Below are 26,069 nucleotides of genomic sequence, written 5' to 3'. Positions count from 1 at the left end.
GCCAGTTGTGAAAGAGATTCTTATGCAGCCTAAATCGCATTTTTCCTCTAATGCCGATAAAACCCCTTCAAACTGGAATTTACAAACACCACAACAACAATCTATTTCATTTCCACTAAAAAAAGCGACACTCGGCGCTGATGGCATCAATATTAACCGCCTTTATGCAGAACATGGTGTCTTAACCTTCGACAGTGGATTTTCAAGCACGGCTTCCTGTGAAAGCGCTATTACCTTTATTGACGGCGAAAACGGTGTCCTGCTCCATCGTGGTTATCCAATAGAGCAGCTCTGCGCCCATGCCACCTATCCTGAAATCGCCTATCTTCTGCTAAATGGAGAACTTCCTACACAACAGGCCAAACAGGATTTCGAAAATACGCTTGCAGATGAAGCCTATCTTCATGAGCAAATCCGAAATTTCTTTAACGGATTCCGGCGCAGCTCCCATCCTATGGCGATGCTTTGTGCTACGATGGGGGCACTCTCAAGCTTTTATGCAGATCCCTCTGCCGATCAGCGTCACATGATTCTGCCAGAAGAACGTCAGCTTTCTGCGATTAAAATTATTGCAAAAATGCCAACGTTAGCCGCTTGGATTTACCGTTATGGCAATGGACTTCCCCTCATGTATCCTCAGCCTGGCCTAAGCTATGCTGAAAACTTCCTGCACATGCTTTTTTCCATGCCTGGAAAAGAGTGGAAAGGCAGCAAGGCGCTTATAAGCGCTTTTGATAAAATCATGTCCTTGCACACCGATCATGGACAGAATGTTTCAACCTCAACAGTCCGTATGGCAGGGTCTTCTGGTGTCAATCCTTTTGCCTGTGTCGGCGCTGGGGTCGCTGCCCTCTGGGGACCTGCCCATGGTGGCGCCAACGAGGCGGTTTTAGATATGCTTCAGGAAATTGGATCCATTGAAAATATCCCTTCCTTTTTAGCAAAAGTACGGGATCGTAACGATCCGACCCGTCTCATGGGATTTGGGCACCGTATTTATAAAAACCGAGACCCACGTGCAAACCTCATGCGCGAACTCTGCTTAGAAATCTTAGATGAAATTGGCGTTAAACAGGACCCTCAGCTTAAACTTGCTTTAAAACTGGAGGAGCTTGCCCGGCAAGATGATTATTTCATTAAACGCAACCTCTATCCGAATGTTGATTTTTATTCAGGGATTACGTTGCGGGCACTCGGTATCCCCTCTTCTTTCTTTACAGTCTTTTTCGCCGTCTCAAGAACAGCAGGGTGGATGTCGCAATGGAAAGAAATGTTAGAAACCAACCCAACCATTGCCCGCCCTCGACAAATTTATACAGGCCAAGCCCAGCGCGATATTCCAGAAGAATTCCGCTCTAGAAATCATTAACCGCCTCAAAATTTAGGAATCTCTTTATATGGTAGACACTTTCTCTAACATGCTCTTTCCTAGCACCCTCAAAATTGAGGGGGAAACATATCATTTCAGCTCTCTGCCACAAGCTTTTAAACAAACAAAGACTGCCGGAAAAGAACTCCCTTTTTCCCTTAAAATTCTTCTCGAGAACACCTTAAGACACCATGAAAAAGAAGCTTCAGAAGCGCTTATTTCATGGGCAGAAACAGGACATTCTGAAAAAGAAATCCCCTTTAGCCCTGCACGCATTCTCATGCAAGATTTCACAGGCGTTCCTGCGGTTGTTGATTTTGCTGCGCTTCGGGACGGTATGAAAAAACTTGGGAAAGCGCCTGAAAATATCAATCCTGCAATTCCTGTGGATCTTGTTATTGATCACTCTCTTTCAGTTGAATTCTCAGGCACACAGGAAGCGCTCAAAAAAAATATCGAAGTTGAATTTTCACAAAATGAAGAACGTTACCGTTTTTTAGACTGGGCACAGAAAAATCTAAAAAATTTCCGTGTCATTCCACCAGGAAACGGCATTTGCCATCAGGTGAATCTCGAATATATTGCCCCTCTTGTTCAAAATCGAAACCACACGCTTTTTCCAGATACATTATTTGGAACCGACAGCCACACGACAATGATTAACGGATTAGGTGTTCTCGGTTGGGGCGTTGGCGGTATTGAAGCCGAAGCCGCCAGTCTAGGTGAAAGCATTGCCATGCGTATTCCAGATGTTATCGGCGTTCGTCTCATTGGCAAATTGCCTGTTGGCACAACCTCAACTGACCTCGTTCTTACGGTAACGCAAAAACTTCGTCAAAAAGGCGTTGTCGGAAAATTCGTTGAATTTTTTGGTTCTGCGTTAGAAACACTTCCTGTCGAAAATCGGGCCACAATTGCAAATATGGCGCCAGAATATGGCGCAACCTGTGGCTTTTTCCCAGCGGATGCCCTGACATTAAAATATCTTCGTCTCACAGGACGTTCTGAAAAACATCTCAAAATTGCAGAAACCTATCTCAAAGAACAAAAACTGTTTAGAGAAAGCAACAGCGCAGAGCCCCATTTTACAGACATCCTCGAAATTGATCTGTCAAACATTGCACCTTGTCTCGCAGGCCCTAAAAACCCTTCAGAACGTCATCCTCTCGCCGAAGTTGCACAATCACTCCCTCCCTCTGACGAGACTGTCAAAGCAACACTTAAAAATGGTGAAACCTTAAAAAACAATGATGTTGTGATCGCTGCCATCACCTCCTGCACCAATACCTCTAATCCTTCCGTCATGGTGGCGGCTGGATTATTGGCAAGAAAAGCACGCTCTTTTGGTCTTTCAATTAGAGCCAGCGTCAAAACCTCCCTCACACCTGGCTCACGCGCCGTCTCCAACTATCTTGCAGCAGGCGGATTAAATAAAGACCTTGATGCCTTAGGATTTGAAGTTGTCGGCTATGGATGCGCAACCTGTATTGGCAACTCTGGCCCTTTGCAAACAGATATTACAGAGGCCATCCAAAAAAATAATCTTACTGTTGGTGCTATCCTTTCGGGCAATCGTAATTTCGAAGGACGCATTTCTCCCCTTACAAAAGTTAATTATCTAGCCAGCCCGCCGCTTGTCGTAGCTTATGCACTTGCTGGCAATCTCAAAACAGATCTAACCAAAGATCCGATTGGACAAGATCAAAATGGGAAAGATGTCTATCTAAAAGATATTTGGCCTAGCGAAAAAGAAATATCAGATTATATTCTAAGCTACATCACGCCCAAAACTTTCTCTGAAAGCTACAAAGAAGCCGAAAACGGCACACCTCTGTGGCAAAGCCTTAAATCAGAAAAATCGACACCCCTTTTTCAATGGCCAGACAACTCGACCTATCTTCATAATCCACCTTGGGTTCATACACTCCAAAAAATTGACCATTTTGAGCCGATCTCACAAGCGCGCATTCTAGCGCTCTTAGGAGATAATATTACAACCGATCATATCTCCCCGGCTGGCAATATTTCTCCCAACAGCCCTGCAGCCGCCTATCTCACGCAGCGTGGTGTCAAAGCTGAAAATTTCAATTCTTATGGCAGCCGACGTGGAAATGATGAGATTATGGCACGGGGAACTTTTGCCAATATTCGCATCCGTAATGAAATGCTTCCAGAAAGTGAGGGAGGTATTTCTCGCCATTATCCAGACGGTAAAAAAGGTTCCATTTTCGATGTCGCAATGCGTTATAAAGAGGAAAAAATTCCTCTTATTGTTATCGCTGGCGAGAATTATGGCATGGGTTCCAGCCGTGACTGGGCGGCAAAAGGGCCAAACCTACTTGGCGTAAAAGCTATTTTAGCGGAAAGCTTTGAACGTATTCACCGCTCCAACCTTGTTGGAATGGGTATCCTCCCCCTCACTTTTCCTGAGAAAATAACACGCAAAAGCTTAAACCTGACAGGAGAGGAATTAATTGATATTCACCTACCATCAACCTTAGCGCCACATGCTGAAATTCCAGTCATTTTCACACGAAAAAATGGCAAGAAAGAAAAAATTTTGATGATGGCACGCTTAGAGACCGAAGCAGAAATCCATTATCTACAACATGGTGGCATTCTCCCTTCTATTCTCCAGCGTCTTGCTTCTGAAACATCTCAATAGAAGCATCTTAGAGTGAAAAATTAGAGCCTCTTTTAAAAGAACGAGGTTAATCTGTGCCCATTGCGCATTATGAAGATTAACCTCTTTTCTCTCTCGAACCTTGAAAATGATAATCATTTTCACGTAAACTCCAAGAGACTTAGAAAAATCTTCTTTAGAATGCACGATATTTAAGTTTAAACATTCTTTGAGTTAAAAATTAAATCCGTTGTGCAAATAAAATAATTTATAGGAAATCTTATTATTTCCTCTTTTTAGGGTGTTTTATGTCTTTAGATTCCTCTGACCCTTCACGCAGGGACATTCTTAAAAATGGGGGAAAAATGTCACTTGTAGGCTATGCAACCTGCGCATGCGCTGGAGCTGGAGCGTGTTCCCTTGCTATCCCCGCAATCAATAGCCTCAATGGAACCAATCACAGCATTGCCTCCACACTTTCTCAAAGCAGTATTTTAGAAACTGATCTCTCAGATTTAGCAGAAGGCTCTTTTAGAATTGTAAGATGGCGAGGCCTTCCTGTATTTATTCAGCACCGCACACAGGTCATGCTAAATGAACTCCAAAAACCAGAACTTTTAACTAAGCTAAGAGACCCTGAATCCCAACGTAAACAGCAACCCCCAGAGGCAAGTAATTGGCATCGTTCCCTTAAGCCTGAATATCTGATTCTCATCAATACCTGCACCCATCTTGGATGCACAACACTTTTTGAACCAAAAAAAGATTCTTCTTTTCATTGCCCCTGCCATGGCTCTTGGTTCGATGGCGCTGGACGTGTTTTTAAAAATATGCCAGCCCCGTTTAATCTTCCTGTCCCACCAGTCTCCTTTAAAAATACTGAAAAAGGCCTGATGCTACGCATTGGGGAATCTGAGCAGTCCCCAGATTTTTCCCTCTCGTCGATTGAAAAATTATGAATCTCCCTTCCGATCCTAAAGAACCTTTCTGGCTTTATACCCGCTTGCCAATGCTTGAAGGAATGATAAAGCACTTTCTTGATTTTCCTGTTCTTAAACGTGGAAAATTATGGCTGCTTTGGACAACAGGCGCTTGTATTCTAACTGCCTTGGTGCTCATGATTTTCAGCGGTATTTTCATGGCACTTGCTTATAGCCCAACAGAAGCAAACGCCTTTAATTCCGTTGAAGACATTATAAGAAGGCTTCCCTCTGGATGGTTTCTCCACCTTCTCCACCAAGGCGGCGTTTTTGCCCTCTTTGTTGCGCTTTACCTCCATATTGGCAGAGGACTTTGGTATGGTTCTTACAAAATTCCCCGTGAATTGACCTGGATTAGCGGATGGGTTCTCTTTTGTGGATTTTTAGCCATTTCTTTTGCAGGATACTGCCTCCCTTGGGGACAGCTTTCCTACTGGGCTGCAACTGTCAGCCGCAATGCGCTTAATGTTGTCCCCTATCCTTCTGGTGGCTTAGGCGCTTGGCTCTTTGGCGCAGCCTCTTTTGAAGAACCAGGAAATCCTTCCGCAGCAACCATGAGCTTACAACGCCTTTTTATTTTCCATTTTTCAGGGGCGCTTTTTATGCTCCTTCTTGTAGGATTTCATATTCTATGCGTTCATGGGCTTGGAATGCGGCGCACAAATCCAGAGGCTGGACAAGTTGGATGCTGTCACCGTCCTAGCAATGAAGAAAAAAAACAGTCCAAAATAGGTGTCTGCCGTTCAAAATCTAAATGTGGCCAGCCGAACAGACGCCTTCCTTTCTATCCCTATTTTGTCGTCAATGATGCTATTGGGATTGTCTGTATTCTTTTAGTCCTATTTGGTTGTGCCTCTTTTTTACCCAATTTTGTGAGTGAGCCTGAAAACCTTATTCCTGCCGATCCGATGCGTACCCCGACCAATATCCATCCCCCGTGGTACCTTGCCCCTTTCTTCGCCATTTTAAGAGCCGTTCCTTCGGAAGCTTTTGGATTAGTTGCCGTTATTTTGGTCGTTTTTTCGCTTGCCCTCCTCCCTTGGCTTGACCGATCTCCAAAAGTAGAAATGTCAGACAGAGGGATGCTAAAATTTATTTTCATCACTTTTATTGCTTCTTTTGCTGGCCTTTGCTTTGCAGGTCTAAACCCTCCATCAGATACAATGCTATGGCTTGCCCGAGGATGTTTGGTCTGGTGGCTTCTCTACATGTATGGCATTGTCCCCTTCTTTGCTTGGAAAGAGCGTATCGCCAAAAGACAAGAACAGCTCGAAGAAATGGAGGCTTTCCAATGAAATACCGCTCTTTCTTTACGCTATTGCTTTGTGGTGGCGCAGCATTATTCTCCCAAGCGCAAGCCAAAGAGAACCAAGAGCCCCTTAAAGGAGATGCCACCAAAGGCTTCTATGTTTTTGCCAATATCTGCAACCAGTGCCATGGTGCGCAAAATCTCCATTATGGAGATCTTTTAAAGATCGGCATTCCTTCTAAAGAAATTTTGGCTTGGGCAGGACACCATGAGGTGCCTGATGGTTTAGATGATAATGGAAACTTAAAAAAACGTCAGGCCAACGCTTTTGATCCTATCGCATTGCCATACCCAACAGAAAAAGCTGCAAGAAACGCCAATGCTGGCGATCTGCCTCCAGATTTTTCACATATTGCCAGCAATATTGCTGGAGGCACAAACTACATTAACAGCATGTTGCTTGCCTATCAGACACCGCCACCCGATATGAAGCTAGAACCTGGCCTTTTTTATAATCCAGTTGCACTGACCCACCACCGTCATTTCAAAATGGCGCCTCCTTTCGAACAAGAAGCAGCAAAAACCCTGACCTATCCTGATGGAACACATCCAAGCGATGCGCAAATGTCAGCAGATATAAGCACTTTCTTAGAATGGGCGAATGACCCCTCGCACAACGCACGTCAAATCAGTGGCGGGTTAATCTGTCTTTATCTCATCCTCATGGGCGTCTTCGCCTGCTTATGGAGAAACCGTGTCTGGAAAAAATAAGGCGATTATAGGCATAACCCTATTTTCTTTCTCACTGACGCTTTTTATCTCTCCAGCACAAGGTGCGGATAAAAAAAAGCAAGATCTTCCTCTCGGCATTTCCAACGGGGAATGCGTCTCTGCCAAATATGCGATTGGCCCTGCGGATGAAGATCTCAAATCAGATCAAATTGATTTTGGATGCAGCATGGCGCTGTTGCAGGACTATGGAGATGGAATCAGCCTAAGCCAATTTGGGTATATGGGAGAGGATGCCCCTGGCGCTGGTTTTGTTACAAAAATCGATCCCTCTAAAAGTACAGCCTCACGCTCTTATGCAAATGTCACTGATTTCATCGTTAAACAAAAACGCATTCCAGCAGAAGCAGGATGGTGCGTTGCCGAAATGCGGATGCCAAAAGAACCTGCCGACAAAGAGCGTCCAAAATTAAAAATACCAGAATGGGTTATCAGCTGTATTGCCTGGGGAACGACAGCGCCCGCAAAAGGCGAGAAAACAGCAGAAAAAATGATTGCAATTGTTAATTTCAAAGGATCTGTCCCCCTTCCCCTTCCAGATGCACCAAAGCCCTCTGCTGTAACCCCTTAGAAAGACTCGCATTCTTGGAAAACTTGCAAAGTCTATCTTAAAAGAGTACAAAAATAGTACTTAATCATTGTTGATGACTGTTGCATATTTCCCTCTATGCACGCATGGCGTTCATCCAGAGAGATATGCTGGACTTCACAGAAATAGACCTAGCTTTTATAATTACCGAGCTTGGAAAAATATTTTTTTACTTATCCGATACTAATGCTTCCCCATCCTATACATAAAGATGCTGGTGCAATAATTGGTTTAGAAACGAGACGAGGCTTATGACATTAAAGCGCAGACAATTTCTACGAGGAGCAGGTGTTGCAGCTGTTGGCACAGGTGTTGTCGCCTTGGGTTTTAAACCCCCTTTTGCCCACGCTCTAGAAACACGCGAATATAAACTTACCCATGCCAAACAGACACGCAATAACTGTTGTTACTGCTCTGTTGGCTGTGGTCTTCTCATGTATACAATGGGCGATGGATCTATCAATGCAAAAGGATCTATTTTCCACATTGAAGGAGATCCTGATCATCCTGTCAGTCGTGGGTCTCTTTGCCCCAAGGGCGCTGGTCTAATTGACTTTATTCATAGTGAATCCCGCTTAAAATATCCTTCCTACCGCGCTCCAGGCAGTACCGAATGGAAACGTATCAGTTGGGACGAAGCAACTGATCGCATTGCCCGCCTCATTAAAGAAGATCGCGACAAGAACTTTATTGTCAAAAATAAAGATGGTCAGCTTGTAAACCGTTGGCTGTCAACAGGAATGTTGGGCTCTTCTGCCGCTTCCAGTGAAACAGGCGCTTTGACTTGGAAATTTGCCCGTGCGCTCGGAATGTTAGGGTTTGATAATCAGGCGCGCACCTGCCATGCGCCAACCGTTGCTGGGTTAGGTCCTAGTTTTGGCCGTGGCGCAATGACAAATAACTGGGTCGATATTAAGAACGCCAATGTCGTTCTTGTCTTCGGCGGTAATGCTGCTGAGGCTCATCCTGTTGGATTTAAATGGGTTACTGAAGCGCGCCTTCAAAACAAAGCAAAAATTGTTGTTGTTGATCCTCGCTTCAACCGTACCGCCGCTGTGGCCGATGTCTATGCACCTGTCCGTGTAGGTTCTGATGCTGCCTTTATGCTCGGCGTAATGCGTTACCTCATCTCCACGAACCAGATTCAACACCAGTACGTTCTTCAATATACAAATGCGTCTTTCATCGTAAAAGAAGGCTTCGGTTTCAAAGACGGTCTTTTCAGTGGATATAACCCTGGGAAGGTTGGAAAAGAGGCTTACGATAAATCCTCTTGGGATTATGAGCTTGATGAAAAAGGCAATGTCCTCCGTGACGAAACGCTTGCACATCCACGCTGTGTCTTTAATCTCTTGAAAGCTCATGTTGAGCGCTACACGCCAGAAATCGTCTCTGAAATTTGCGGCACACCTGTTGAGGATTTCTTGACAGTCTGTAAGATTCTTGGAGAGACATCTGCGCCAAACTTAACAACTTCTTGGCTCTATGCGCTTGGATTTACCCATCACACAAATGGCTCGCAAACCATTCGCTGTGCTGCGATGATACAGCTTCTCCTTGGGAATATGGGGATGCCTGGCGGTGGTGTTAATGCCTTGCGTGGACACTCCAACATTCAAGGATTTACAGATCTTGGTCTCCTTTCACTCAATTGCCCTGGTTATATGGAGCTTCCGAGCGAAAAACAACAAACGCTCGAAGAGTACTATGCTGGACGTCCTATTAAGCCAGAGGCGCTTGGGCAGGTTGATGTCTGGAAACAGCTTCCCTCCTTCTTTGTCTCTTTCCTAAAGAGCATTTGGGGAGATCATGCAACGAAAGATAATCTATGGGGTTATCACTGGTTGCCAAAATGGGATAAGAGCTACGATATTCTTCAAATGGTTGAGAATATGGTCGCTGGCGAAATGAACGGCTTTATCGTTCAGGGCTTTAATCCTGTTGGTTCCTTCCCTGATAAAAACCGTACAATTGCAGGCCTCTCTAAGCTTAAATTTTTGGTCACAATGGACCCATTGGATACCGAAACCTCAAATTTCTGGAAGAAGGTCGGAGAATATAATGCCGTCGATTCTGCCTCTATCCAGACAGAAGTCTTCCGTCTTCCAACGACATGCTTTGCAGAAGAGAATGGTTCTATCGTAAACTCTGCTCGTTGGCTGCAATGGCACTGGAAAGGTGCAAACCCACCTGGAGAAGCATGGGCCGATGCCCGTATTTTAGGAACAATTCTTCACAAAATTCGTAAGCTCTACGAAGAAGATATTGCGCTTTACCAGAAAGGCACAAAGAAATCTGAACCTGTAGCGCCAGAACCTGTTCTAAACATGTCTTGGAACTATGAAGATCCAGAAGAACCTACGCCAGAAGAGGTTGCCAAGGAATCAAATGGCTACGCTTTGGCAGACATTATAGATGCTGATGGTAAAATCATTCTGCGCAAGGGGCAGCTGCTGCGAAATAATCTTATGGGAACGGATCTCCGTGACGATGGGACAACGGCTTCCTTTAACTGGGTCTTCACAGGTTCTTGGACCGAAGAAGGCAACCAGATGGCTCGCCGTGACAATACGGATACGGGCTTTGGATGCACACCTGGCTGGGCTTGGTGCTGGCCTGGGAATGCGCGCATTCTCTATAATCGTGCTTCAGCAGATACGAATGGTGTTTCTTGGGATTCAAAGCGTCAATATATCTACTGGAATGGCAAAAGCTGGGCTGGTGCGGATGCGATTGATTTTCCAGAGAATGAAACACCAGGCTCCTCAAAAGGTCCATTCATTACAACAGCAGAGGGTGTCGGGCGTCTTTTCTGCACAACCTCTATGGTTGACGGTCCTTTCCCTGAGCATTATGAGCCTGTAGAATCTCCTGTAAAAACTTTGCCAGATCGTAAAGAGAACATTCAGTCGCCGTCTGTTAGGTTCTTGCCTTCCAATCGTCCTGAATTTTTTGGACATGCAGATCAGTTTCCGCATACAGCGACAACCTACTCTATTACAGAACTTTTCCGTACATGGACAAAGCATGCGGCCATCAATGCCATTCTGCAGCCAGAGGCTTTCTTGGAAATTCCTGAAGAGCTCGCAAACTCACTCGGCATTGCACGAGGCGATATGGTTCGCTTGACATCAAAACGTGGCTATATCACAGGTAAAGCGGTTGTTACAAAACGTCTGACAAAATTGAAGGTTATGGGTAAAGCCCTTTACCAAATCGGAATTCCTTCTAACTTTGGATTTATGGGAGCAACGAAACCTGCCTTTATGGCGAATACATTGACGCCACCAATTGGCGATGCAAACACGCACACACCAGAATTTAAAGCATTCTTGGTTAATCTTGAGAAAATTTAAGGGTTGAGGAATAGAAAATGACCTTACAGTCACAGGACATACGGCGCCGCTCGGCAACAAATGGAATGACTCCTCCGCCCAGCACTCGAGACGCCTCCCTTCAGGTTACGAAACTCATTGATGTTTCAATCTGCACAGGCTGTAAAGCCTGTCAGGCAGCATGTGATGAATGGAATGACCTCAGAACAAAAGTTGGAGAAAACTATGGGGTTTATGATAACCCCATGGATCTGGAAGCAGAAACTTGGACCGTTATCCGTTTTGATGAATATGTCAATGAGAACGGCAAGCTTGAATGGCTCATGCGTAAAGATGGCTGCATGCACTGCTCTGAACCAGGATGCTTAAAATCCTGCCCTTCTGCAGGTGCTATTGTTCAGTTCGAAAACGGTATTGTCGATTTTGAATCTGAGCATTGCATCGGTTGTGGTTATTGCATGATTGGTTGCCCTTTCAATATTCCACGTGTCAGCCATAAGGATAATCATTCCTATAAATGCACGCTTTGCTCTGACCGTGTTGCTGTCGGACAAGAACCTGCCTGCGTCAAAACATGTACAACAGGCGCTCTCGCCTTTGGAATGCGTGATGACATGCTAGAGCTTGCTGAAGAACGTGTTAAAGGCTTGAAAGAAAGAGGTTTTCCAAATGCTGGGGTTTATAACCCTCAGGGCGTTGGTGGAACACACGTCATTTACGTTCTTCCACATGCCGACAAGCCTGAAATTTACGGAGGCCTTCCAAGAGATCCATCTATCAGCCCAATCGTTTTAGGTTGGAAGGACTGGCTTAAACCGCTCGGTGCAACCGCTTTCATCGCAACGATTGCAGGTGTCTTCTCCCATTTTGCCTTTGTCGGGCCTTGTGGTGACGATCAAATCGGTGGTCTAGACCATAAAGAGGATTCAGAAATTCCTGGTCTAAAAGAAAATCTCGAAGATGCCGCTTCTTTTGCGAAAGATGAAGCTGAAAAATTTAAAAATGCCGTCAAGTCTGGTCAGGCGACGGATCTTGTCGAAGATGATCTCGAAAAAGCCGCATCTACTCTAAGAGAGAAACTTCAGGCTGCGGAAGAGGCTAAAGCAGCCAGAGAGGCAGATGCTGCGGCAGAAAAAAATCACTTAAAGGATTAAAAATAATGCCAAATATGAATAAAAGCGTTGTCATGCGCACAACCTATGGAAAGCGCCTGCTGCATTGGCTGAATGCCGTTTGCTTTTTCCTCGTCGGATTTAGCGGCCTCTCTTTTGCATTTCCAAGTTTTGAATTCTTTGGACGTGTTTTGGGAACACCGCAAACAGCAAGAATGCTGCATCCTATTCTAGGGGTTGTGGTGTTCTTATGCCTCTTCATCATGTTTTTTAAATTTGTTAAGGGGAATCTCTTTCAAAAAACAGATCTTCTTTGGTTTAAAAATATTGATAGCGTTCTCCTAAATCTTCATGGAAAAGACCTCCATATCGGGAAATATAATGCCGGACAGAAAATTCTTTTCTGGTGCATTATGACCAGTATCTGTGTTCTGCTCCTTTCCGGTTTAATCATTTGGAGAGAATATTTTTCTGACTATTTCTCCGTGCCCGTCTTGCGTGTTGCGATGCTGGCGCATTCTGCTATTGCACTGGCGCTCATGTTGCTTGTGCTGGGACATATCTATTTCGGTATTTGGGTACGTGGATCTATTACGGCGATGATTACAGGTTACGTCTCCCTACGTTGGGCACGTTCCCACCATAGCCGTTGGTATGAACAGATTATGGATAAAAAAACCAAATCACCAAAGATCATAGAAAGTAAACAGCATACTTCTGGGCATTAATTTTTTCTAACGCAGGATCGTAAAAGGGCTTTGGTTTTAACCATGCTCTTTTGCGATCCTTTTTATTTTGGGACAATTTTCCTTATGTGTGCATCTCAGAACCAGAATGCGGCAAAACCACAGCATCTCCCTTCAGATCTCAAAGAAGGCCCTGCTTTCCTTCAGGGAGGCGTCAAAAAAATTTCGCCACTCCTTTTAACCGATCTCTCTAAACTCTATGACAGACGAGCAAAACGCCTCCATCTTCTCTCACAAGAAGCAAAAGAAGATGGTGGAGAATATCTCAAATTTCTTGAAAAAATGGTTCTTATCCAAAAGGAGCTTCTCGCACAATATCCTCTTGATAAAGAAGATATTTCAAAGATTAAATCTTGGTTTGAAGCCAAAAAGGATCCTTCTCCAGAAGATCTAGAAAAAGAACCCTTTTTACATAAAATCTATAAAGCTTTTTTTCAAAAAATTTCGCCACTTATTCAAGAAGAACATCTTTCTTCCTTGAAAAAACTCAGTGACAATGCAGCTTATTTTGCACAGCAAAGTGCTTATTTATTAACAGGTAATTTTGCGCAATGTGATGCCGCAGCCGCCGTTCCTCTTTGGGCTTGTCTTTCCCTTTGCTGGGCACAAGCGGCAACAGACTATGCCAAAGAATTCGAAGAAGAAAAAACCATTGTAACCTCACAAGCGCATTGCCCCTTTTGTGGCACACCCGCTGTTGCCGATATGGTTTTAACAGGCCAGCAAGAAGGTCTCCGCTATGAACAATGCGCTTTATGTGAAACACGCTGGCATAAAGTCAGATCTATTTGCCCTGAATGTTTAGGGTCAGAGCATCTTGATTATTGGTCTATTGAAGAAAAAATGCCATCTATTGAAATCGAAAGCTGTGCTGATTGCAAAACTTATAGCAAAATTTTTAGATTAGACCGCAACCCGAATTACGAACTTTGCAGTGACGATCTTGCAAGTGTTGTTTTAGACGCTTTAGTTGAAGAAAAAGGATTTTCACGCAGAACGCTAAACCCTTTCGTCCTCTCCTTCCCCACCTAAAAGATTGCTTACTTTAACACAACAAAAAAGGCGCTCTTTCGAGCGCCTTTTTACTTCCACAAACCTTACCTTATAGCTTAATCTAAGAAAGAAAGACCTGGGGCTTTTAACTCAGTTTCAGCCGAAGGGCTAACGGCAACTGTATTATTTGCGTACATCATCGCTTGACGCTGATAATTTGCAGCGCCAATTTCCTGCAACATGTGCTTAATATTATTGTCAGCCTCCTGGAACTGCATCTGACCACGATCAATATTAAAGCTCAACTGCAAACGGTATCCCAAAATAGCTTCTTCAAATTGTGGCCAAGTCTCGCCATAAAAAGTGGATCCATATTTAGAATAAACCTTTTCTAGACACTTATCCTGATCAACCATCTGGCCAACACGTGACGGAAATGAATGCTTGCAAGCTGTTGATTTTGCTTGCAGGTTTTGATAGGCCGTCTGCCACTTATCAATTCTAGCAGAAGAAGAACCTCCTGCATGCGCCGAAGAAATACTCAAACAAGCAATCCCAGCCAGAGCAAGAGCGGAAGAAGACATTTTAAAGAAAAAAGAAGAAATTGACATAAAACCCATCACGATACAGCGACTCCATCCTATATCCTTGACAATACAGGAAACTACCCCCCTAATTTCTACTTTTTTTAGAAAATAATCTAGGGTTTTTTCGTATTTTTTCCCTTAATATTCTAAAATCTTCTTTTTACTTGATTTAATCTCTCAATGTCTTTTTCTGATTTGCCACTTCCTTTGTTAAAACACCTCCTTAAGCAGAATAAAACCTTTATTTTAACGCTTTTAATTACAACTATTTTAATCAGTAATATATGGATCATTTTGCATCTTCCTAAGCAAATTAATCTGTTAGGCCTGCAAAATACTTCAGAAGTTTTTTCTATCCCTCTCATCATTATGAGCAGCTCCGCCCTTCTTGCTCTGTGCGCTTTTTGCCTTTTTCTGCCAAAAATTTTAAACAGTTTCTCCTTAGGATTATTGGCGATTTTAGCTCTTTCTCTTGCAATAAAAAGTTCCTCCCACTTTAAAGAAAGCGACCTTTACATTCTCAAACCTATGCGTTTCTTTGGGAATATCCTGCCAACACAGGTCTATTTTTTAGGAATAATTCTTTGCCTTGGGATAATAACTGCCAGCCTTTTTGTGCCTTTTTCAAAAGAAGATAATCTTTCTAAACGTCAAAGACTTTCCATTCCTTTTTTAACCCTCTTTCTAACACTTCTTATCGCAGAAAGTTATCATTTCAGACACCATGAATTAAACGCCTACCTCACAGAAAAAACGGGACTTATTGCAAGTTTTTCTGGTGAAAATGGCGGATTACGCTTTCTGCTGCCACGCGCGCACCAAGAAGTTAATTCTTGGCAATCTAACCCAAAAGCAACCCTTTCAACTGACCATGCAGGAGAGCGTACAGCCCTTCTTCTTCGGCGCGAATTTCCAGGTCTTCTTGGAGAAAGTTTTGCCTTTCTCATGGTACAGTTTTCTGCCTTAACGGAGCAGTCTCCTAACATTTCCAGAAAAGAGAAATCTAACGCCTAAGCTTGTCCTTCTTTTGAGATACCGCTAGTATTGAGCAAAGTTCATGCCTTTTCCTCTGATATAATCAAACAAATAATGCTAAATAAAGCTCCACTCGTTATTGCCTCCCTTTTTCTGTTTCCTTTAAGTGCTGAAGCCGCACAATCTGTTGCGGCTTCTTCAACGCAAGTTTCGGCTGCCTCTGCAGCCAGTAAAGGCAGTAAAGAAGTCTCTACCATTGAATCCCCTCCAGCACTTTCACTAAAGGCTGACTTGAAAGATGGCCATGGTATTCAAGCCAAAGTCACCCTCACTTTCAAAACAACCACTGGTGAAACGCTAGATGTGCATGCCTTTAAGCATACAGACATCTATATGTCTGCTTTACATGGGGAACGTTCTGCCATTGACGAAATTTTAACGAAAAATGTCTGGACAAGTGATACCGATACACGTCAGCAAGTTGCTTACCCTGGCTTCCAATTAGCAACATCTCCAGACTCAAATCCTGATATTATCATTGCAACAGCTGGCGGTGGCCAATGCCGACTGCCTTTACATGTTTCCAATTTGCGTACAGATGAAAATAAAAAAACGATTAGCGCACGCTTTTCCCCTGACCTTCCAATCAATACAGCTTGCGCAGCCTATTTCCCGCATTTAAAAGAAATCACGGCGACTATTGTTCCAGAAGCATACGAATATAAAGTTCCCGGAAATCCGAATGCCGCTCCTGTTCTCTTCTTTTTAAGAGACGGCATGTTTAATATTTCTTCAAATCCTCTTCTCATGCCAAATGACCTTAATGATCTAGGAATTTATCGCTATACGCTCTCTATTCATGGTGAAAAAACAGCTGGGAAAGTTGATTCTGGCGTCCATTTGGATGAAAAAGATTACGTCTCCAATGCCATTGTCTTCTCTGGTTTTGCACTTTGGGGAAATCATTCCTTTACAAAAGCGGTTAGCCAATCCTCTTTACCCTGGCTAACGGGATGGCTTTCTGATATGGCGGCTGCCAGCCCTTATTTTTCAGACGGCATTATTTATAAAAACCTAAAAGGACAACAGGTTCAATTTGTCTATTACCCAGCCGAAGATGGCAAAAGCTTCTTAACCTCTGAACTGACCTTCTTGCCGAATGGAGAGCTTGAAGAACTTTGCCGTTATCCGCTTGAGTATGAGAATGCAGACTTTATCCAAAGTGAATCCGAACGCCAATCTTCACGCATTGTTGTTAATTTTGGTGTTAAAAAAGATCCAACTCAGGAAGATGCGACCTGCAGTGGCGTTCCAATGGCGGCATATCCTGCGACATTAAGCATTGCAATATTGCCTGAAGTGACCCAAACAGATCAGGTTAAAAACATTCTCAATATCAAATAAGGATTTTTTCTTGAACTTATAAAAAGGGGCGCTTTATAAATCTAAAGCGCCCCTTTTTATTAAAGCTCAAATTGCTTAAAAAATGCCTTTATGAAGCTCATTCCTTAAAAGGCGTGCCAAACAAGTCTTTCCTAGCTTATTAATCCCATCTTCAAAAGTCTTCTTATCAATTCTACCCATCTGATAAGCAGAAGCCAAAGGCGATCCAATCGCATGCTCAGAATAATCCTGAAGCCCCTTCACCAACTCTGCCCCTCTTAATAAAGGTTCTGGCATGCCAACGTCCATCCAGCTATATCCCTGTCCCAGACGCTCAACAGTCAAAACGCCCTTCTCTAAATAGACATGATTAATATCTGTAATTTCCAATTCATTCCGGGCAGAAGGTTTTAAACCTCGGGCAATTTTAGGTGCTTCTCCATCATAAAAATAAACCCCCGTAACAATCCAAGAAGAAGCTGGATTTTGAGGTTTTTCAATAATTTCGATGGGTTTTCCAGATGAATCAAAGGAAACAACACCATACCGTTCTGGATCTCTTACCTGATGCGCAAAAACAGTTGCCCCTTCTCTCGCATCGCTCGCTTTTTTCAAACGCTCAGAAACAGAAGTGCCTAATAAAATATTATCACCGAGCATCAGCATGGAAGGCGCACCATCCAACCACTCCTCTGCGATCAAAAGCGCTTGAGCAATCCCAGCTGGCTCTGCCTGTTCTTTATAAACAAGCTTAATCCCAAACTCAGATCCATCTCCAAGAAGCTTCTTATATAATCCAGCCTCTTCTGGTGTCGTAATCAGCATAATTTCTGAAAGACCCGCAAGAATCATTGAAGACAGTGGATAAAAAATAATCGGTTTATCATAAAGCGGTAAAAGATGCTTACTAATCACCGTTGTCAAAGGACGAAGACGTGTTCCGTGCCCTCCTGCCAACAATATTCCTTTACGATCCTTTGTTTCTGTCATTATTTCTCTCCAAGCCCAAGTCTTTCGCCTGTATAAAGCGCTTTTCGGATATTTTCCCACCAAGATTTATTTTCTAAATACCAAGCAACCGTTAAACGAATACCAGATTCAAAATCATTCTGCGCCTTCCAAGAAAGCTTTTTTTCAGCTTCTGTCGGATTAATCTCATAGCGCACGTCATGCCCTGGACGGTCTGTGACAAACTCAATCAAATCCTGACGGTTTAAACCCTCTTTGGGTGCCATTTCATCTACTAAACGGCAAATTTCTTTAACAACGTCAATATTTGTTCTTGGTTGCGCTGCACCTAAGAAATAAGTTTCTCCAGGACGTCCCTGCTCAATCGCATCTGCAAGTCCTTTTGCGTGATCTTCAACATAGATCCAATCCCGCATTTGCAGCCCATTTCCATAAACAGGAATTTTTTTACCTTCCAAAGCATTCAAAATCGCCAAGGGGATAAGTTTTTCTGGAAATTGCCATGGCCCATAATTATTTGCAGTATTACTCACAAACGCAGGAAAGCCATAGGTATGATACCAGGCACGCACCAAATGATCTCCAGCCGCTTTACTTGCAGAATACGGATTGTGAGGCGCATAAGGTGTATTTGAATCGAAAGGCGAATCCTCCATTGAAAGAGGTCCAAAGACTTCATCCGTTGAAATCTGATGATAACAGAAGAGAGCTTTTTCTTCTCCTTCGAGACCATTCCAATAATGTCTTGCAATTTCTAAAAGCGTAAACGTGCCGCCAATATTGGTCGCCACAAAACCCGCTGGACCGTCAATGGAACGATCGACATGCGTCTCAGCCGCAAGATTCATAACTTTCTGCGGACGAAAGGTTGAGAAAACTTTTTCAAGCTGAACAGGTTCTGTAATGTCTCCCTGAACAAAATGATATTTCTCATTTCCTTCTAAAGACTGCACAGATTCTGGAGAGGCCACCAAAGTCAACGCATCAAAATTGAGAACCTCGTGCCCACGAGCCACCAACTCGCGAACGACTGCTGAGCCAATAAAACCACACCCACCTGTAACAAATATCCGCATTCTTGTCCCTTTTTTGATTTATACCAAAATCTTGATACACGTCTTTTCAAGAGCTAGCTATTTAAGAACGCTCTTAGTAAGATAGTAGAGATTTTTCTAGAATTCCATTTTACTGCCAAAATGACTCTTATTCCAGTTTTTAAACACCCTCTCTTCTTTCAATCAAATTATCAAAAATATGGTTCTTTTGCCGCCATTTTTTTATTTCCGTTTGTAACGCTCCACTCACCTGTTTTGGCAGAAGAGTGCCGTCAAGATCAAATTGAAATGGCTTTTTCAAATAGCGAAGGCCCGTATAACGGCATGTCTCAAGATAAAGCGACACTTTTTTTTAAAAACATTTCAGATCAAGACTGCAGCATCCCCGCAACACCTAAAATCCAATTTCTCAATAACAATAAAGACGTTCTCTCCATTCACCATGAACAGCCCGAGACATATCCCTTTCGGAGCTTTCTCCACAAAAAACCTTCCCAAACCTATTTCCTTCAAAAGAAAGCTCAAAAAGAGAAATCTGAAGCCTATTCGGTTCTTTTTTGGATATCCGCACCTGTTTACGCAACGGGTGTCTGCCTTCACCCCGCTTTTTTAGAAATTTCCTTTCCTAAAATGCACTGGATTACACCTTTTAAAGGCACTTTCTGTGGCGTAACCCAAACCCCTTGGTATCAAGAAAGTCCTCTTAAAGCATGCACAAACAACGAAAAACGCTATCTTTCTGTCCTCACCAATGAGCCTGAAGACCCAGACAGTCTTCGGCTCGAAGGGGAATTGCCTATTGAAGCAAGCTCTCAAGGGCAATCTGAACCGCCAACCCCATAAAAACTAAACCGCTCACCACATCAACCCAACGGCGCCAACGATTAAATTTTTCAGAAACCAGGGGATGCCCAAATAGACAAGCAACAAGGCTATACCAGACAATTTCCATTGTCCCAATCATTGCGATAATAGGAATGCCCCACTCCCAAGGCGTATGCACAGGTAAATTTGCGGCAAAAATAGCGGCTAACCAAAAGATAGCGGCAGGATTAGCAAGCGTTACGAAAAAACCTGTGAGAAAAAAACCCCTATTTTTATGATCTTCAGCCTCTTTTGAAGCCTTTTCCATTTCAATAGGTTTGAAACTTTGCCAAATTAACTGAAGTCCCAAGTAAATAAGGTAAAGAGACCCTATAATTTGTAAAAGATGATATAATTTTGGCGCATGTTCAAAAAGTGTCTGAATTCCAATAAAGGCAGCAAAGCTCCACAAGGCAATGGCTGCTGCATCGCCGAAAGTTGCCAAAATGGCTGCCCTTCGACCATGTAAAAAAGAAATACGGGAAATTAGGACAAAATCCATCCCAGGGACAATAACGCCAATTCCCCACATCCAGCCAATCGCAATCAAAACCTGTAACATTGCACCACTTTCTAAAATCGAAGCTTACTTTTAATACGTTACGATAAATCTTATCAAGGTGATTTTAATAAGAGCAAACAATTGCTGCCGTTGGAGAAAGAGAGGCGGTTGTATTAACACCTGCCAAGGGAATAATAACCTCGCTGACGACGCTCCAATGTTCATTAAAATTATATTCTAACCCTGGCCCTAAATCGAAAACATCTGTCCATCCAGATTCTTGATATTCTTGCCACTGACCAGACTCCCAACCCTTCATCCTTACAGGGGCATTCCAGTAACCTATCAATTCCAAATCCAGCATAAACTTTTTTGTAATGCCGTACTCAAGACCTAAGCCTGCGCTGCCAAACTGGCTTGGGATCGCCCAGCCATCCCAATTTTGATCTGTTCCATAAGTTGACATCCCCTTAACACGCACATCACCCGTTGTCTGATTTGCCTGTGCCCACGCATCTGCAATTAAAGCATGCCCAAAAATAGGAAAGGTCATCATGCTGCTAACGCCAAAGTTAAAAGACCATGCGCCTGTCCCCGTTCCATTATTCGAATTTTGTAATTGATCATAGGGGCCTGTGGGCGCTTGTCCACCGAGGTAAACCGTGACCAAAGGATAATGATCATCAGGGGTCACCCTGTAAAAGAGATCGAAGGGCAAATCTTGTACTTCTACCGATCCAGAGCGATCTCCCCCTCCCCAACTATAGCTGTATCCCGGATTGATATTGACTGTTAGACGCTTTGTAACCGCCGCCTGAATATACCACTGCTGCGCAAAGGAATAAGAGCCTGGATTACTTGAAACTTGCCTGCCTAAATTATCAAATTGGCCATTTGGAACGGTCGCAATAAAGTAAGGTTCAATCGTCCATTCCCCTGGTTTTTCGCCTGGAGCAAAGAGTTCATATAATGTGCCAGAAGACCATTGCTCTGGAACAGGCTGATTAAAAAACCGATCCATGGCATAAAGAGTCTTATTAAACCAGCCCTTTTTAGAAGCCCATTTCTTTTGCACATCTCGAGGCAATCCGCTGCTTCCAGCAAAGCGCTCATAGTCATAATGCGCTTTTCCATAATGAATACCTGCTTTTTCATGATATTCAGAAGACTGATTGAGCGGAATGATATAAGGGGGAACGGCTTCTACTTTAGAAGCGCTCGTTTGAATATAAGAGCGATTTTGTAGCGCAGGCGGATACGCTCTTAAAACTGAATCCGCCTTGGAATAATGAAAAGAAGAAACCTCAGGGGTGTCTGGTTCTGGAATGGAGAGATGAAGCTCGTGTGGCTGGGCCTGAAACGTTGTATTTTGAGCAACCTGTGCGGAAGCCTCATTTTTTACACAGAAAACCAGACCAAGAACCACAAAGAGTTTTACAACCTCTTTGAAAGCAACACTTAAAAACATGCGCCTAAACCCTAAAAAATCCCTTTTCATTTTAGGGTGATAAGCCCCATTCAAAATGAAAAAATCCTCTCTTCTTCTGTAAACAGAAGCTACTAGAGATGTATGATCGCCAAAAAAAAATATCGCCCCGAATGGAGGCGATAACGGAAAAGCGCTTAAAAGAAATAATTTCTACTTATTTCTTTCCGCGCTTAAAAAAAGCCTTAATTTTCTCAATCATCCCTGCAAAAGGACATTTTGGGGCTTCTGCCATTTGATTTCCCTTAAGAAAAATCTTGATTAGAATTTAGTATTGGTGCGAGAGGGGGGATTTGAACCCCCACGTCCTTTTGGGACGGTCGATTTTGAGTCGACTGCGTCTACCGTTCCGCCACTCTCGCTTGAAACTCTTCACTTACTTACGCCATTTTTCCTTTTTAGGAAAGCCCCTTTTTCACCATTTCAATAAAATAATCATTTCAGAAAAAAGGGAGGCCAAAAGGCCTCCCTTTCTAGGATAAAACCACCCTCTTAAGCAATCTCTTTAGATTTCTTTGAGAATAATCCAACCCATGCTTTTAATGCGAAGATAAAGGCAGGAAGAGAACCAAAAAGAATGAAAATCATATCTCCAAACATTCTGACCCACTCAATACCAAGCGCAAGTTCTGTTTTAGTGTAAGCTGCACTTCTAGCATGCCAGTACCCATTGGTCATAACATCCCAAAGCTGGAACATTCCTCCTGGAAACAGACTAGTAACGCACATAAGCGCTAAACCAATATTCGTTCCAATAAGAGAAACTTTAATCCATTTTTCGAGCTTAACCCATTCCTCTTTGCTGGAAAGGTTCTGAAGAACCAACACCACCATTGCCAGCGCTAACATACCAAATACACCCATAAAGGCAGCATGGCCATGGTTTGCTGTGAGCATTGTACCGACTTCATAATAGCTCATAATTGGCATATTGATGAAGAACCCACACATACCAGCACCAACAAAGTTCCAGAAACCGCAAGCAACCAAGAAGTAGAATGCATATTTGTGAACAACAGAGTAACCGCCATCTGTATCGCGTTTTGTTGCAGAGAAGAAATCCCATGCTTCCGCACACATAAGTGTCAAAGGCACGACTTCCATCGCAGAGAACAACGAACCAAAAGCAAACATCATCTGATTTTGGCCTGTGAAGTACCAGTGATGGCATGTTCCAAGCACACCGCCCATGAAAAACAGAATACCATCAAAGTAAACCGTACGAAGGACTGTTTTAACCCGAACAATACCCAGCATATAGAACATCACACCAACCAAGGTTGTTGCGAAAAATTCCAAATAAGCCTCAACCCATAGATGAATCAGCCAAAACCGCCAAATTTCAACCATGGAATAGTTTGTTTTATGTCCAATAAAGAGAACTGGAACATAGAACAATGGCACAGCCAAAGTTGCTAACCAGAAAACACGGATGAGCGCTCTGTCATCTTTATTTTCATTCTTACTGGAACGACCGAGCCAGAAAAGCATTCCGAACCAGCCAAAAAGACCAACAGCCAAAAGAAAGTGCCAAAACTTACCTTGTTCAAGCCACTCCCAACCTGTTGCACCGAACCATTCCCAAAGATCAGAAGAGCCTTTGAAAAGATCCAAAAAGCCTGTCCATATCCCAAGGAAAGAACCTGCAACAACCACAACAAAAGCTGCAAACAGTCCATTAACCATCCATTTTAGAAGGTTGGAGTTTGCAAGTTCATCACCTTTTGGACGCAAGCCAATTGCCATGTACAGACTACCAGCAACATAGGCTGTTGCAACCCAGAAAACAGCACACTGCAAATGCCATGCGCGTAAGAGGTTTGACGGGAAAATTTTATAAAGCTCAATACCATAGAAACTTGCGGAATCAATCCGGTAATGCGCAATCGCCCCACCCATCAAAGTCTGAAGGAAGAAAAGCGTCACCGCAACAAGCATATATTTCCCTAAAGCACGCTGTGCTGGGGTTGCCTGCCCTGGAACAAGACGTGAAGGCAGCTGCTTTTGCATATTGCTGACCCAGCCTGCACCAGGATAACGGTCACGAACGGCAATCGCTCCCCCAATACCGCCAAGCAGCGTCAAGGCGCTCAACACGCTCCAAAGAACTGCGCCAGGCATTGGAGTATTGCCTGCATCAGGATCATATGGGAAATTGTTGGTATAAGAATGGGTCTGGCCAGGGCGTTGCGCAATAGAAGCCCAAGCAGCCCAATCAAAATAAGCAGCCAACTTACGAAGCTCTGTCTTATCCGTAATCAGATTAGGCTTCAAACCACCATCTTTGCTAGGGTCTTTAACATAATCTTCCCAATAATCTGGAGACGTTTTCCATGCCTCTGCTTCAGCAGCTGTCAAGTGTAACTCACCTGATTGTGGATTATACTCATTTTTCTTTAAAAGCGTTGCTACTTCCGCATTAACTGCAGCTCTCTGCCCCTCATCTAAAGCCTTATAAGCAACTTTGTACTCAGATTGCGCATATTCTTCATGAAGAATAATGGCCTCACGGTGCAAAGCAGCCGCACCAAAATCTGGCCCAATATAAGCGCCATGCCCCCATAGACTACCATTGTCCATTAAGCCATAGCGTTGAAAAATATTCTGTCCGTCCTGAATATCTTCTTTCGTTGCAATCACAGAATTATCTGCGACATTGATGACTTTTTCAGGAATTGGTGGAGAAATTTCAGGTGTATGTGCAGTGATGTACACAAGTGCCGCAGAGGCAATCACCACTGTTAAAATAAGAATACGGCGCCACCAAGGGGAAAGTTTTTCATCCCCTCCTATGATTTGCGACGTATCCACGGTGGGATAAGACACGATGAGTATCTCCTTAAAAAATTTAGAAAACCAAATACATATTTGAAATGCTCATTTAAGACTAAATTTCTACTCAAAAGCAAGATATTTTTTTTGCAAAGTCGATTTTGCGCTTTTAAAAGTGGTATTTTCGCATCAGCAAAAGATTTGATAATGCAGCTCCAGCAGCGCCTTTCCCCAAATTATCGAAATGTGCTGTAATCACAAGACGCCCACCTTCTTCGCCCTGAACCCGAAGAATAAGATCATCACGTCCAGCCATTTTCTCTGGCGATAAACGTTTTTCTTCTAAAGTCTCTTTTCCACTTAAAATTCGAATAGCTCCACGCTCACTTTGGGAACAATCCGCATAATAGGAGGTCAAAATTTCTCTAATCTCCTCGACACGATATTTTTTAGGTAAAAGCCCCAAATCTAAAGGACATAAAACAACCATCCCGCGCTCAAATTTACCAACAGCAGGGACAAAAAGCGGCGTTCTAAAAAGAGAAGCATATTTTGTAATTTCAGGAAGATGCTTATGCGTCTGCATCAAAGCATAAAGCTCAAAAGAAGGAGAATCCTCTTTTTCCCAAGCGGAAATCATGCCTCTTCCGCCACCGCTATAGCCTGAAATACCTTGTAAAGAAATTGGATAACTTTCTGGCAAGATGCCAGCACGCATCAAAGGACGCAGAATAGCAATCGCACCTGTGGCATAACACCCAGGATTGCTGACTCTTTCTGCATGAGCAATCTTTTCAGCTTGTCCTTTTTCAAGTTCTGGAAACCCGTAAATCCACCCCTCATCAACCCGATGAACTGAACTTGCATCTAAAATTCTTGTTTTCGTTTTTTGCGCTAAAGAGACAGCCTGCCTAACGGCCTGATCTGGTAAACAGAGAACCGTAATATCGGCCTGTTGCATCATTTCCCGACGTGCATTTTCATCTTTACGCAGCTCTTCTGGCAGCGTTAACAACGTAAAAAAAGGCCGAAAAGCCTCCTCTTCGATCCGTTGCCGCAAAGAAAGCCCCGTCGTACCGGCCATCCCGTCAATAAAAACGGCTATTTTTTTATTTAAAGCAGAAGAAATCATCCCTTAATCTATATCTCTTTTTAAAGGGCTATTCATCTGATAAATCCACATTGGAACGCCTTTCCGAATAAAAATACCTCGTGCAGACATCCCTACGGCGCTTAAAATTCGGCGTGAAGCAACATTATCTTCTCTTGCCAAAGCAAGAATAGAAGGCAATCCCATTTGAAAAACAAAATCAAGCGTTGATAAAACAGCTTCAGTTGCGATTCCTTTTCCTCTAAAAGAAGGAGAAATCGCAAAACGCAAAGCCAAACCTCTCCAATCTGGCCGCTGATGCACGCCGACTATTCCAACAAAATCGCCTATATCCAGCGCCTCCGCCCTGAGACGGATCGTAAACATCCCAACACGATTCTCTTGCCAGAAAAGAAGATCTTTTTCCAACTCTTCCTGTGTCTCTGAAAAACAGCGAAGTCCCCCCAGCATGTGGGAAAAACTTTGAGGATCTGCCTTAAATTTCGACAAATCCTCAAGATCATTTAGAGAAACTTTTGTCAGCGTCAAGCGAGGGGTCAAAATCGAAAAAGATTCTGACTGTTTCATAGCTTAATGCTCT

The 26,069-nt window shown here is 43.4% G+C and carries 21 protein-coding genes and 1 tRNA gene; 13 read left to right on the top strand and 9 right to left on the bottom strand.

What is annotated here, in order from left to right:
* Window positions 1-22 precede the first annotated feature (22 nt).
* The 10 genes from FAI40_07890 (at window position 23) to fdhE (ending at window position 13,824) form a co-directional block, all read left to right on the top strand.
* The gene (locus tag FAI40_07890) at window positions 23-1,369 is read left to right on the top strand and encodes a citrate synthase (protein QCE35252.1); all 1,347 of its coding nucleotides are present in this window, start codon (window positions 23-25) and stop codon (window positions 1,367-1,369) included.
* Between the two features lie 28 nt (window positions 1,370-1,397).
* Window positions 1,398-4,034, top strand: a complete 2,637-nt coding sequence (acnA, locus tag FAI40_07885) for an aconitate hydratase AcnA (GenBank protein ID QCE35251.1) — start codon at window positions 1,398-1,400, stop codon at window positions 4,032-4,034.
* A gap of 266 nt (window positions 4,035-4,300) precedes the next feature.
* Complete coding sequence (gene petA, locus FAI40_07880) at window positions 4,301-4,951, top strand: ubiquinol-cytochrome c reductase iron-sulfur subunit (GenBank protein QCE35250.1); 651 nt, start codon at window positions 4,301-4,303, stop codon at window positions 4,949-4,951.
* Entirely contained in the window at window positions 4,948-6,267 is a 1,320-nt protein-coding gene (locus FAI40_07875) for a cytochrome bc complex cytochrome b subunit (protein QCE35249.1), read from the top strand. The genes petA and FAI40_07875 overlap by 4 nt, the downstream gene beginning before the upstream one ends.
* Window positions 6,141-6,992 carry a hypothetical protein gene (locus FAI40_07870; GenBank protein QCE35248.1) on the top strand — a complete coding sequence of 284 codons (852 nt, stop codon included), beginning with the start codon at window positions 6,141-6,143 and terminating at the stop codon, window positions 6,990-6,992. Before FAI40_07875 ends, FAI40_07870 begins: the two co-directional genes overlap by 127 nt.
* Window positions 6,976-7,581, top strand: a complete 606-nt coding sequence (locus tag FAI40_07865) for a hypothetical protein (protein QCE35247.1) — start codon at window positions 6,976-6,978, stop codon at window positions 7,579-7,581. Before FAI40_07870 ends, FAI40_07865 begins: the two co-directional genes overlap by 17 nt.
* A 269-nt stretch (window positions 7,582-7,850) precedes the next feature.
* Complete coding sequence (fdnG, locus tag FAI40_07860) at window positions 7,851-10,955, top strand: formate dehydrogenase-N subunit alpha (protein QCE35246.1); 3,105 nt, start codon at window positions 7,851-7,853, stop codon at window positions 10,953-10,955.
* Between the two features lie 17 nt (window positions 10,956-10,972).
* Window positions 10,973-12,088 (top strand): formate dehydrogenase subunit beta, encoded by a 1,116-nt coding sequence (fdxH, locus tag FAI40_07855; protein QCE35245.1) that lies wholly within the window; start codon window positions 10,973-10,975, stop codon window positions 12,086-12,088.
* Window positions 12,089-12,102: 14 nt separating this feature from the next.
* Entirely contained in the window at window positions 12,103-12,774 is a 672-nt protein-coding gene (locus FAI40_07850) for a formate dehydrogenase subunit gamma (protein ID QCE35789.1), read from the top strand.
* A 30-nt stretch (window positions 12,775-12,804) separates the two neighbouring features.
* Entirely contained in the window at window positions 12,805-13,824 is a 1,020-nt protein-coding gene (gene fdhE / locus FAI40_07845; GenBank protein ID QCE35244.1) for a formate dehydrogenase accessory protein FdhE, read from the top strand.
* Between the two features lie 77 nt (window positions 13,825-13,901).
* Here the strand turns inward: fdhE and FAI40_07840 are convergent, their stop codons facing one another.
* Window positions 13,902-14,396, bottom strand: a complete 495-nt coding sequence (locus tag FAI40_07840) for a hypothetical protein (GenBank protein ID QCE35243.1) — start codon at window positions 14,394-14,396, stop codon at window positions 13,902-13,904.
* 156 nt (window positions 14,397-14,552) lie between these two features.
* Between FAI40_07840 and FAI40_07835 the strand changes: the two genes are divergently transcribed.
* Together FAI40_07835 and FAI40_07830 are read left to right on the top strand one after the other, a co-directional pair.
* Window positions 14,553-15,386 carry a hypothetical protein gene (locus FAI40_07835; GenBank protein QCE35242.1) on the top strand — a complete coding sequence of 278 codons (834 nt, stop codon included), beginning with the start codon at window positions 14,553-14,555 and terminating at the stop codon, window positions 15,384-15,386.
* A 75-nt stretch (window positions 15,387-15,461) separates the two neighbouring features.
* Window positions 15,462-16,751: a hypothetical protein gene (locus tag FAI40_07830; protein QCE35241.1), complete on the top strand. Its 1,290-nt coding sequence runs from the start codon at window positions 15,462-15,464 to the stop codon at window positions 16,749-16,751.
* 75 nt (window positions 16,752-16,826) lie between these two features.
* Here the strand turns inward: FAI40_07830 and FAI40_07825 are convergent, their stop codons facing one another.
* On the bottom strand, window positions 16,827-17,720 hold the full coding sequence (locus FAI40_07825) for a glucose-1-phosphate thymidylyltransferase (protein QCE35240.1): 894 nt from the start codon (window positions 17,718-17,720) through the stop codon (window positions 16,827-16,829).
* Window positions 17,720-18,775 (bottom strand): dTDP-glucose 4,6-dehydratase, encoded by a 1,056-nt coding sequence (rfbB, locus tag FAI40_07820; GenBank protein ID QCE35239.1) that lies wholly within the window; start codon window positions 18,773-18,775, stop codon window positions 17,720-17,722. The genes FAI40_07825 and rfbB overlap by 1 nt, the downstream gene beginning before the upstream one ends.
* 120 nt (window positions 18,776-18,895) lie before the next feature.
* Here rfbB and FAI40_07815 point away from each other — a divergent pair, with 120 nt between their 5' ends.
* On the top strand, window positions 18,896-19,597 hold the full coding sequence (locus FAI40_07815) for a hypothetical protein (GenBank protein QCE35238.1): 702 nt from the start codon (window positions 18,896-18,898) through the stop codon (window positions 19,595-19,597).
* Here the strand turns inward: FAI40_07815 and FAI40_07810 are convergent.
* From FAI40_07810 to FAI40_07785, 6 genes are all read right to left on the bottom strand, one after another.
* Complete coding sequence (locus FAI40_07810) at window positions 19,551-20,180, bottom strand: LysE family translocator (protein QCE35237.1); 630 nt, start codon at window positions 20,178-20,180, stop codon at window positions 19,551-19,553. The two genes, FAI40_07815 and FAI40_07810, sit on opposite strands and share 47 nt — an antisense overlap.
* Before the next feature lie 64 nt (window positions 20,181-20,244).
* A complete protein-coding gene (locus tag FAI40_07805; protein QCE35236.1) occupies window positions 20,245-21,588 on the bottom strand; it encodes a hypothetical protein in 1,344 nt (447 codons plus the stop codon).
* Between the two features lie 293 nt (window positions 21,589-21,881).
* Window positions 21,882-21,968: transfer RNA gene (locus tag FAI40_07800), tRNA-Leu, on the bottom strand.
* Window positions 21,969-22,098: 130 nt separating this feature from the next.
* Entirely contained in the window at window positions 22,099-24,417 is a 2,319-nt protein-coding gene (locus tag FAI40_07795) for a nitric-oxide reductase large subunit (protein QCE35788.1), read from the bottom strand.
* Window positions 24,418-24,547: 130 nt separating this feature from the next.
* Window positions 24,548-25,510, bottom strand: a complete 963-nt coding sequence (argC, locus tag FAI40_07790; protein QCE35235.1) for an N-acetyl-gamma-glutamyl-phosphate reductase — start codon at window positions 25,508-25,510, stop codon at window positions 24,548-24,550.
* Window positions 25,511-25,513: 3 nt separating this feature from the next.
* Window positions 25,514-26,056, bottom strand: coding sequence for a GNAT family N-acetyltransferase (locus FAI40_07785; protein QCE35234.1), 543 nt, complete (start codon window positions 26,054-26,056; stop codon window positions 25,514-25,516).
* Between the last annotated feature and the right edge of the window lie 13 nt (window positions 26,057-26,069).

Source organism: Acetobacteraceae bacterium, assembly GCA_004843345.1.
Lineage (GTDB): Bacteria > Pseudomonadota > Alphaproteobacteria > Acetobacterales > Acetobacteraceae.
This window is presented reverse-complemented; position numbering and strand designations above follow the sequence as displayed.

Bases quoted from the DNA above. Each gene is read 5' to 3' on its own strand.
- FAI40_07810 (QCE35237.1), bottom strand. From the start codon at position 20,180: ATGTTACAGGTTTTGATTGCGATTGGCTGGATGTGGGGAATTGGCGTT.
- FAI40_07850 (QCE35789.1), top strand. From the start codon at position 12,103: ATGAATAAAAGCGTTGTCATGCGCACAACCTATGGAAAGCGCCTGCTG.
- FAI40_07825 (QCE35240.1), bottom strand. From the start codon at position 17,720: ATGACAGAAACAAAGGATCGTAAAGGAATATTGTTGGCAGGAGGGCAC.
- rfbB (QCE35239.1), bottom strand. From the start codon at position 18,775: ATGCGGATATTTGTTACAGGTGGGTGTGGTTTTATTGGCTCAGCAGTC.
- argC (QCE35235.1), bottom strand. From the start codon at position 25,510: ATGATTTCTTCTGCTTTAAATAAAAAAATAGCCGTTTTTATTGACGGG.
- FAI40_07835 (QCE35242.1), top strand. From the start codon at position 14,553: ATGTCTTTTTCTGATTTGCCACTTCCTTTGTTAAAACACCTCCTTAAG.
- fdxH (QCE35245.1), top strand. From the start codon at position 10,973: ATGACCTTACAGTCACAGGACATACGGCGCCGCTCGGCAACAAATGGA.
- FAI40_07875 (QCE35249.1), top strand. From the start codon at position 4,948: ATGAATCTCCCTTCCGATCCTAAAGAACCTTTCTGGCTTTATACCCGC.
- FAI40_07870 (QCE35248.1), top strand. From the start codon at position 6,141: ATGGCTTGCCCGAGGATGTTTGGTCTGGTGGCTTCTCTACATGTATGG.
- acnA (QCE35251.1), top strand. From the start codon at position 1,398: ATGGTAGACACTTTCTCTAACATGCTCTTTCCTAGCACCCTCAAAATT.
- FAI40_07815 (QCE35238.1), top strand. From the start codon at position 18,896: ATGACTCTTATTCCAGTTTTTAAACACCCTCTCTTCTTTCAATCAAAT.
- FAI40_07840 (QCE35243.1), bottom strand. From the start codon at position 14,396: ATGTCAATTTCTTCTTTTTTCTTTAAAATGTCTTCTTCCGCTCTTGCT.
- FAI40_07785 (QCE35234.1), bottom strand. From the start codon at position 26,056: ATGAAACAGTCAGAATCTTTTTCGATTTTGACCCCTCGCTTGACGCTG.
- FAI40_07830 (QCE35241.1), top strand. From the start codon at position 15,462: ATGCTAAATAAAGCTCCACTCGTTATTGCCTCCCTTTTTCTGTTTCCT.
- petA (QCE35250.1), top strand. From the start codon at position 4,301: ATGTCTTTAGATTCCTCTGACCCTTCACGCAGGGACATTCTTAAAAAT.
- fdnG (QCE35246.1), top strand. From the start codon at position 7,851: ATGACATTAAAGCGCAGACAATTTCTACGAGGAGCAGGTGTTGCAGCT.
- FAI40_07805 (QCE35236.1), bottom strand. From the start codon at position 21,588: ATGTTTTTAAGTGTTGCTTTCAAAGAGGTTGTAAAACTCTTTGTGGTT.
- FAI40_07890 (QCE35252.1), top strand. From the start codon at position 23: ATGCAGCCTAAATCGCATTTTTCCTCTAATGCCGATAAAACCCCTTCA.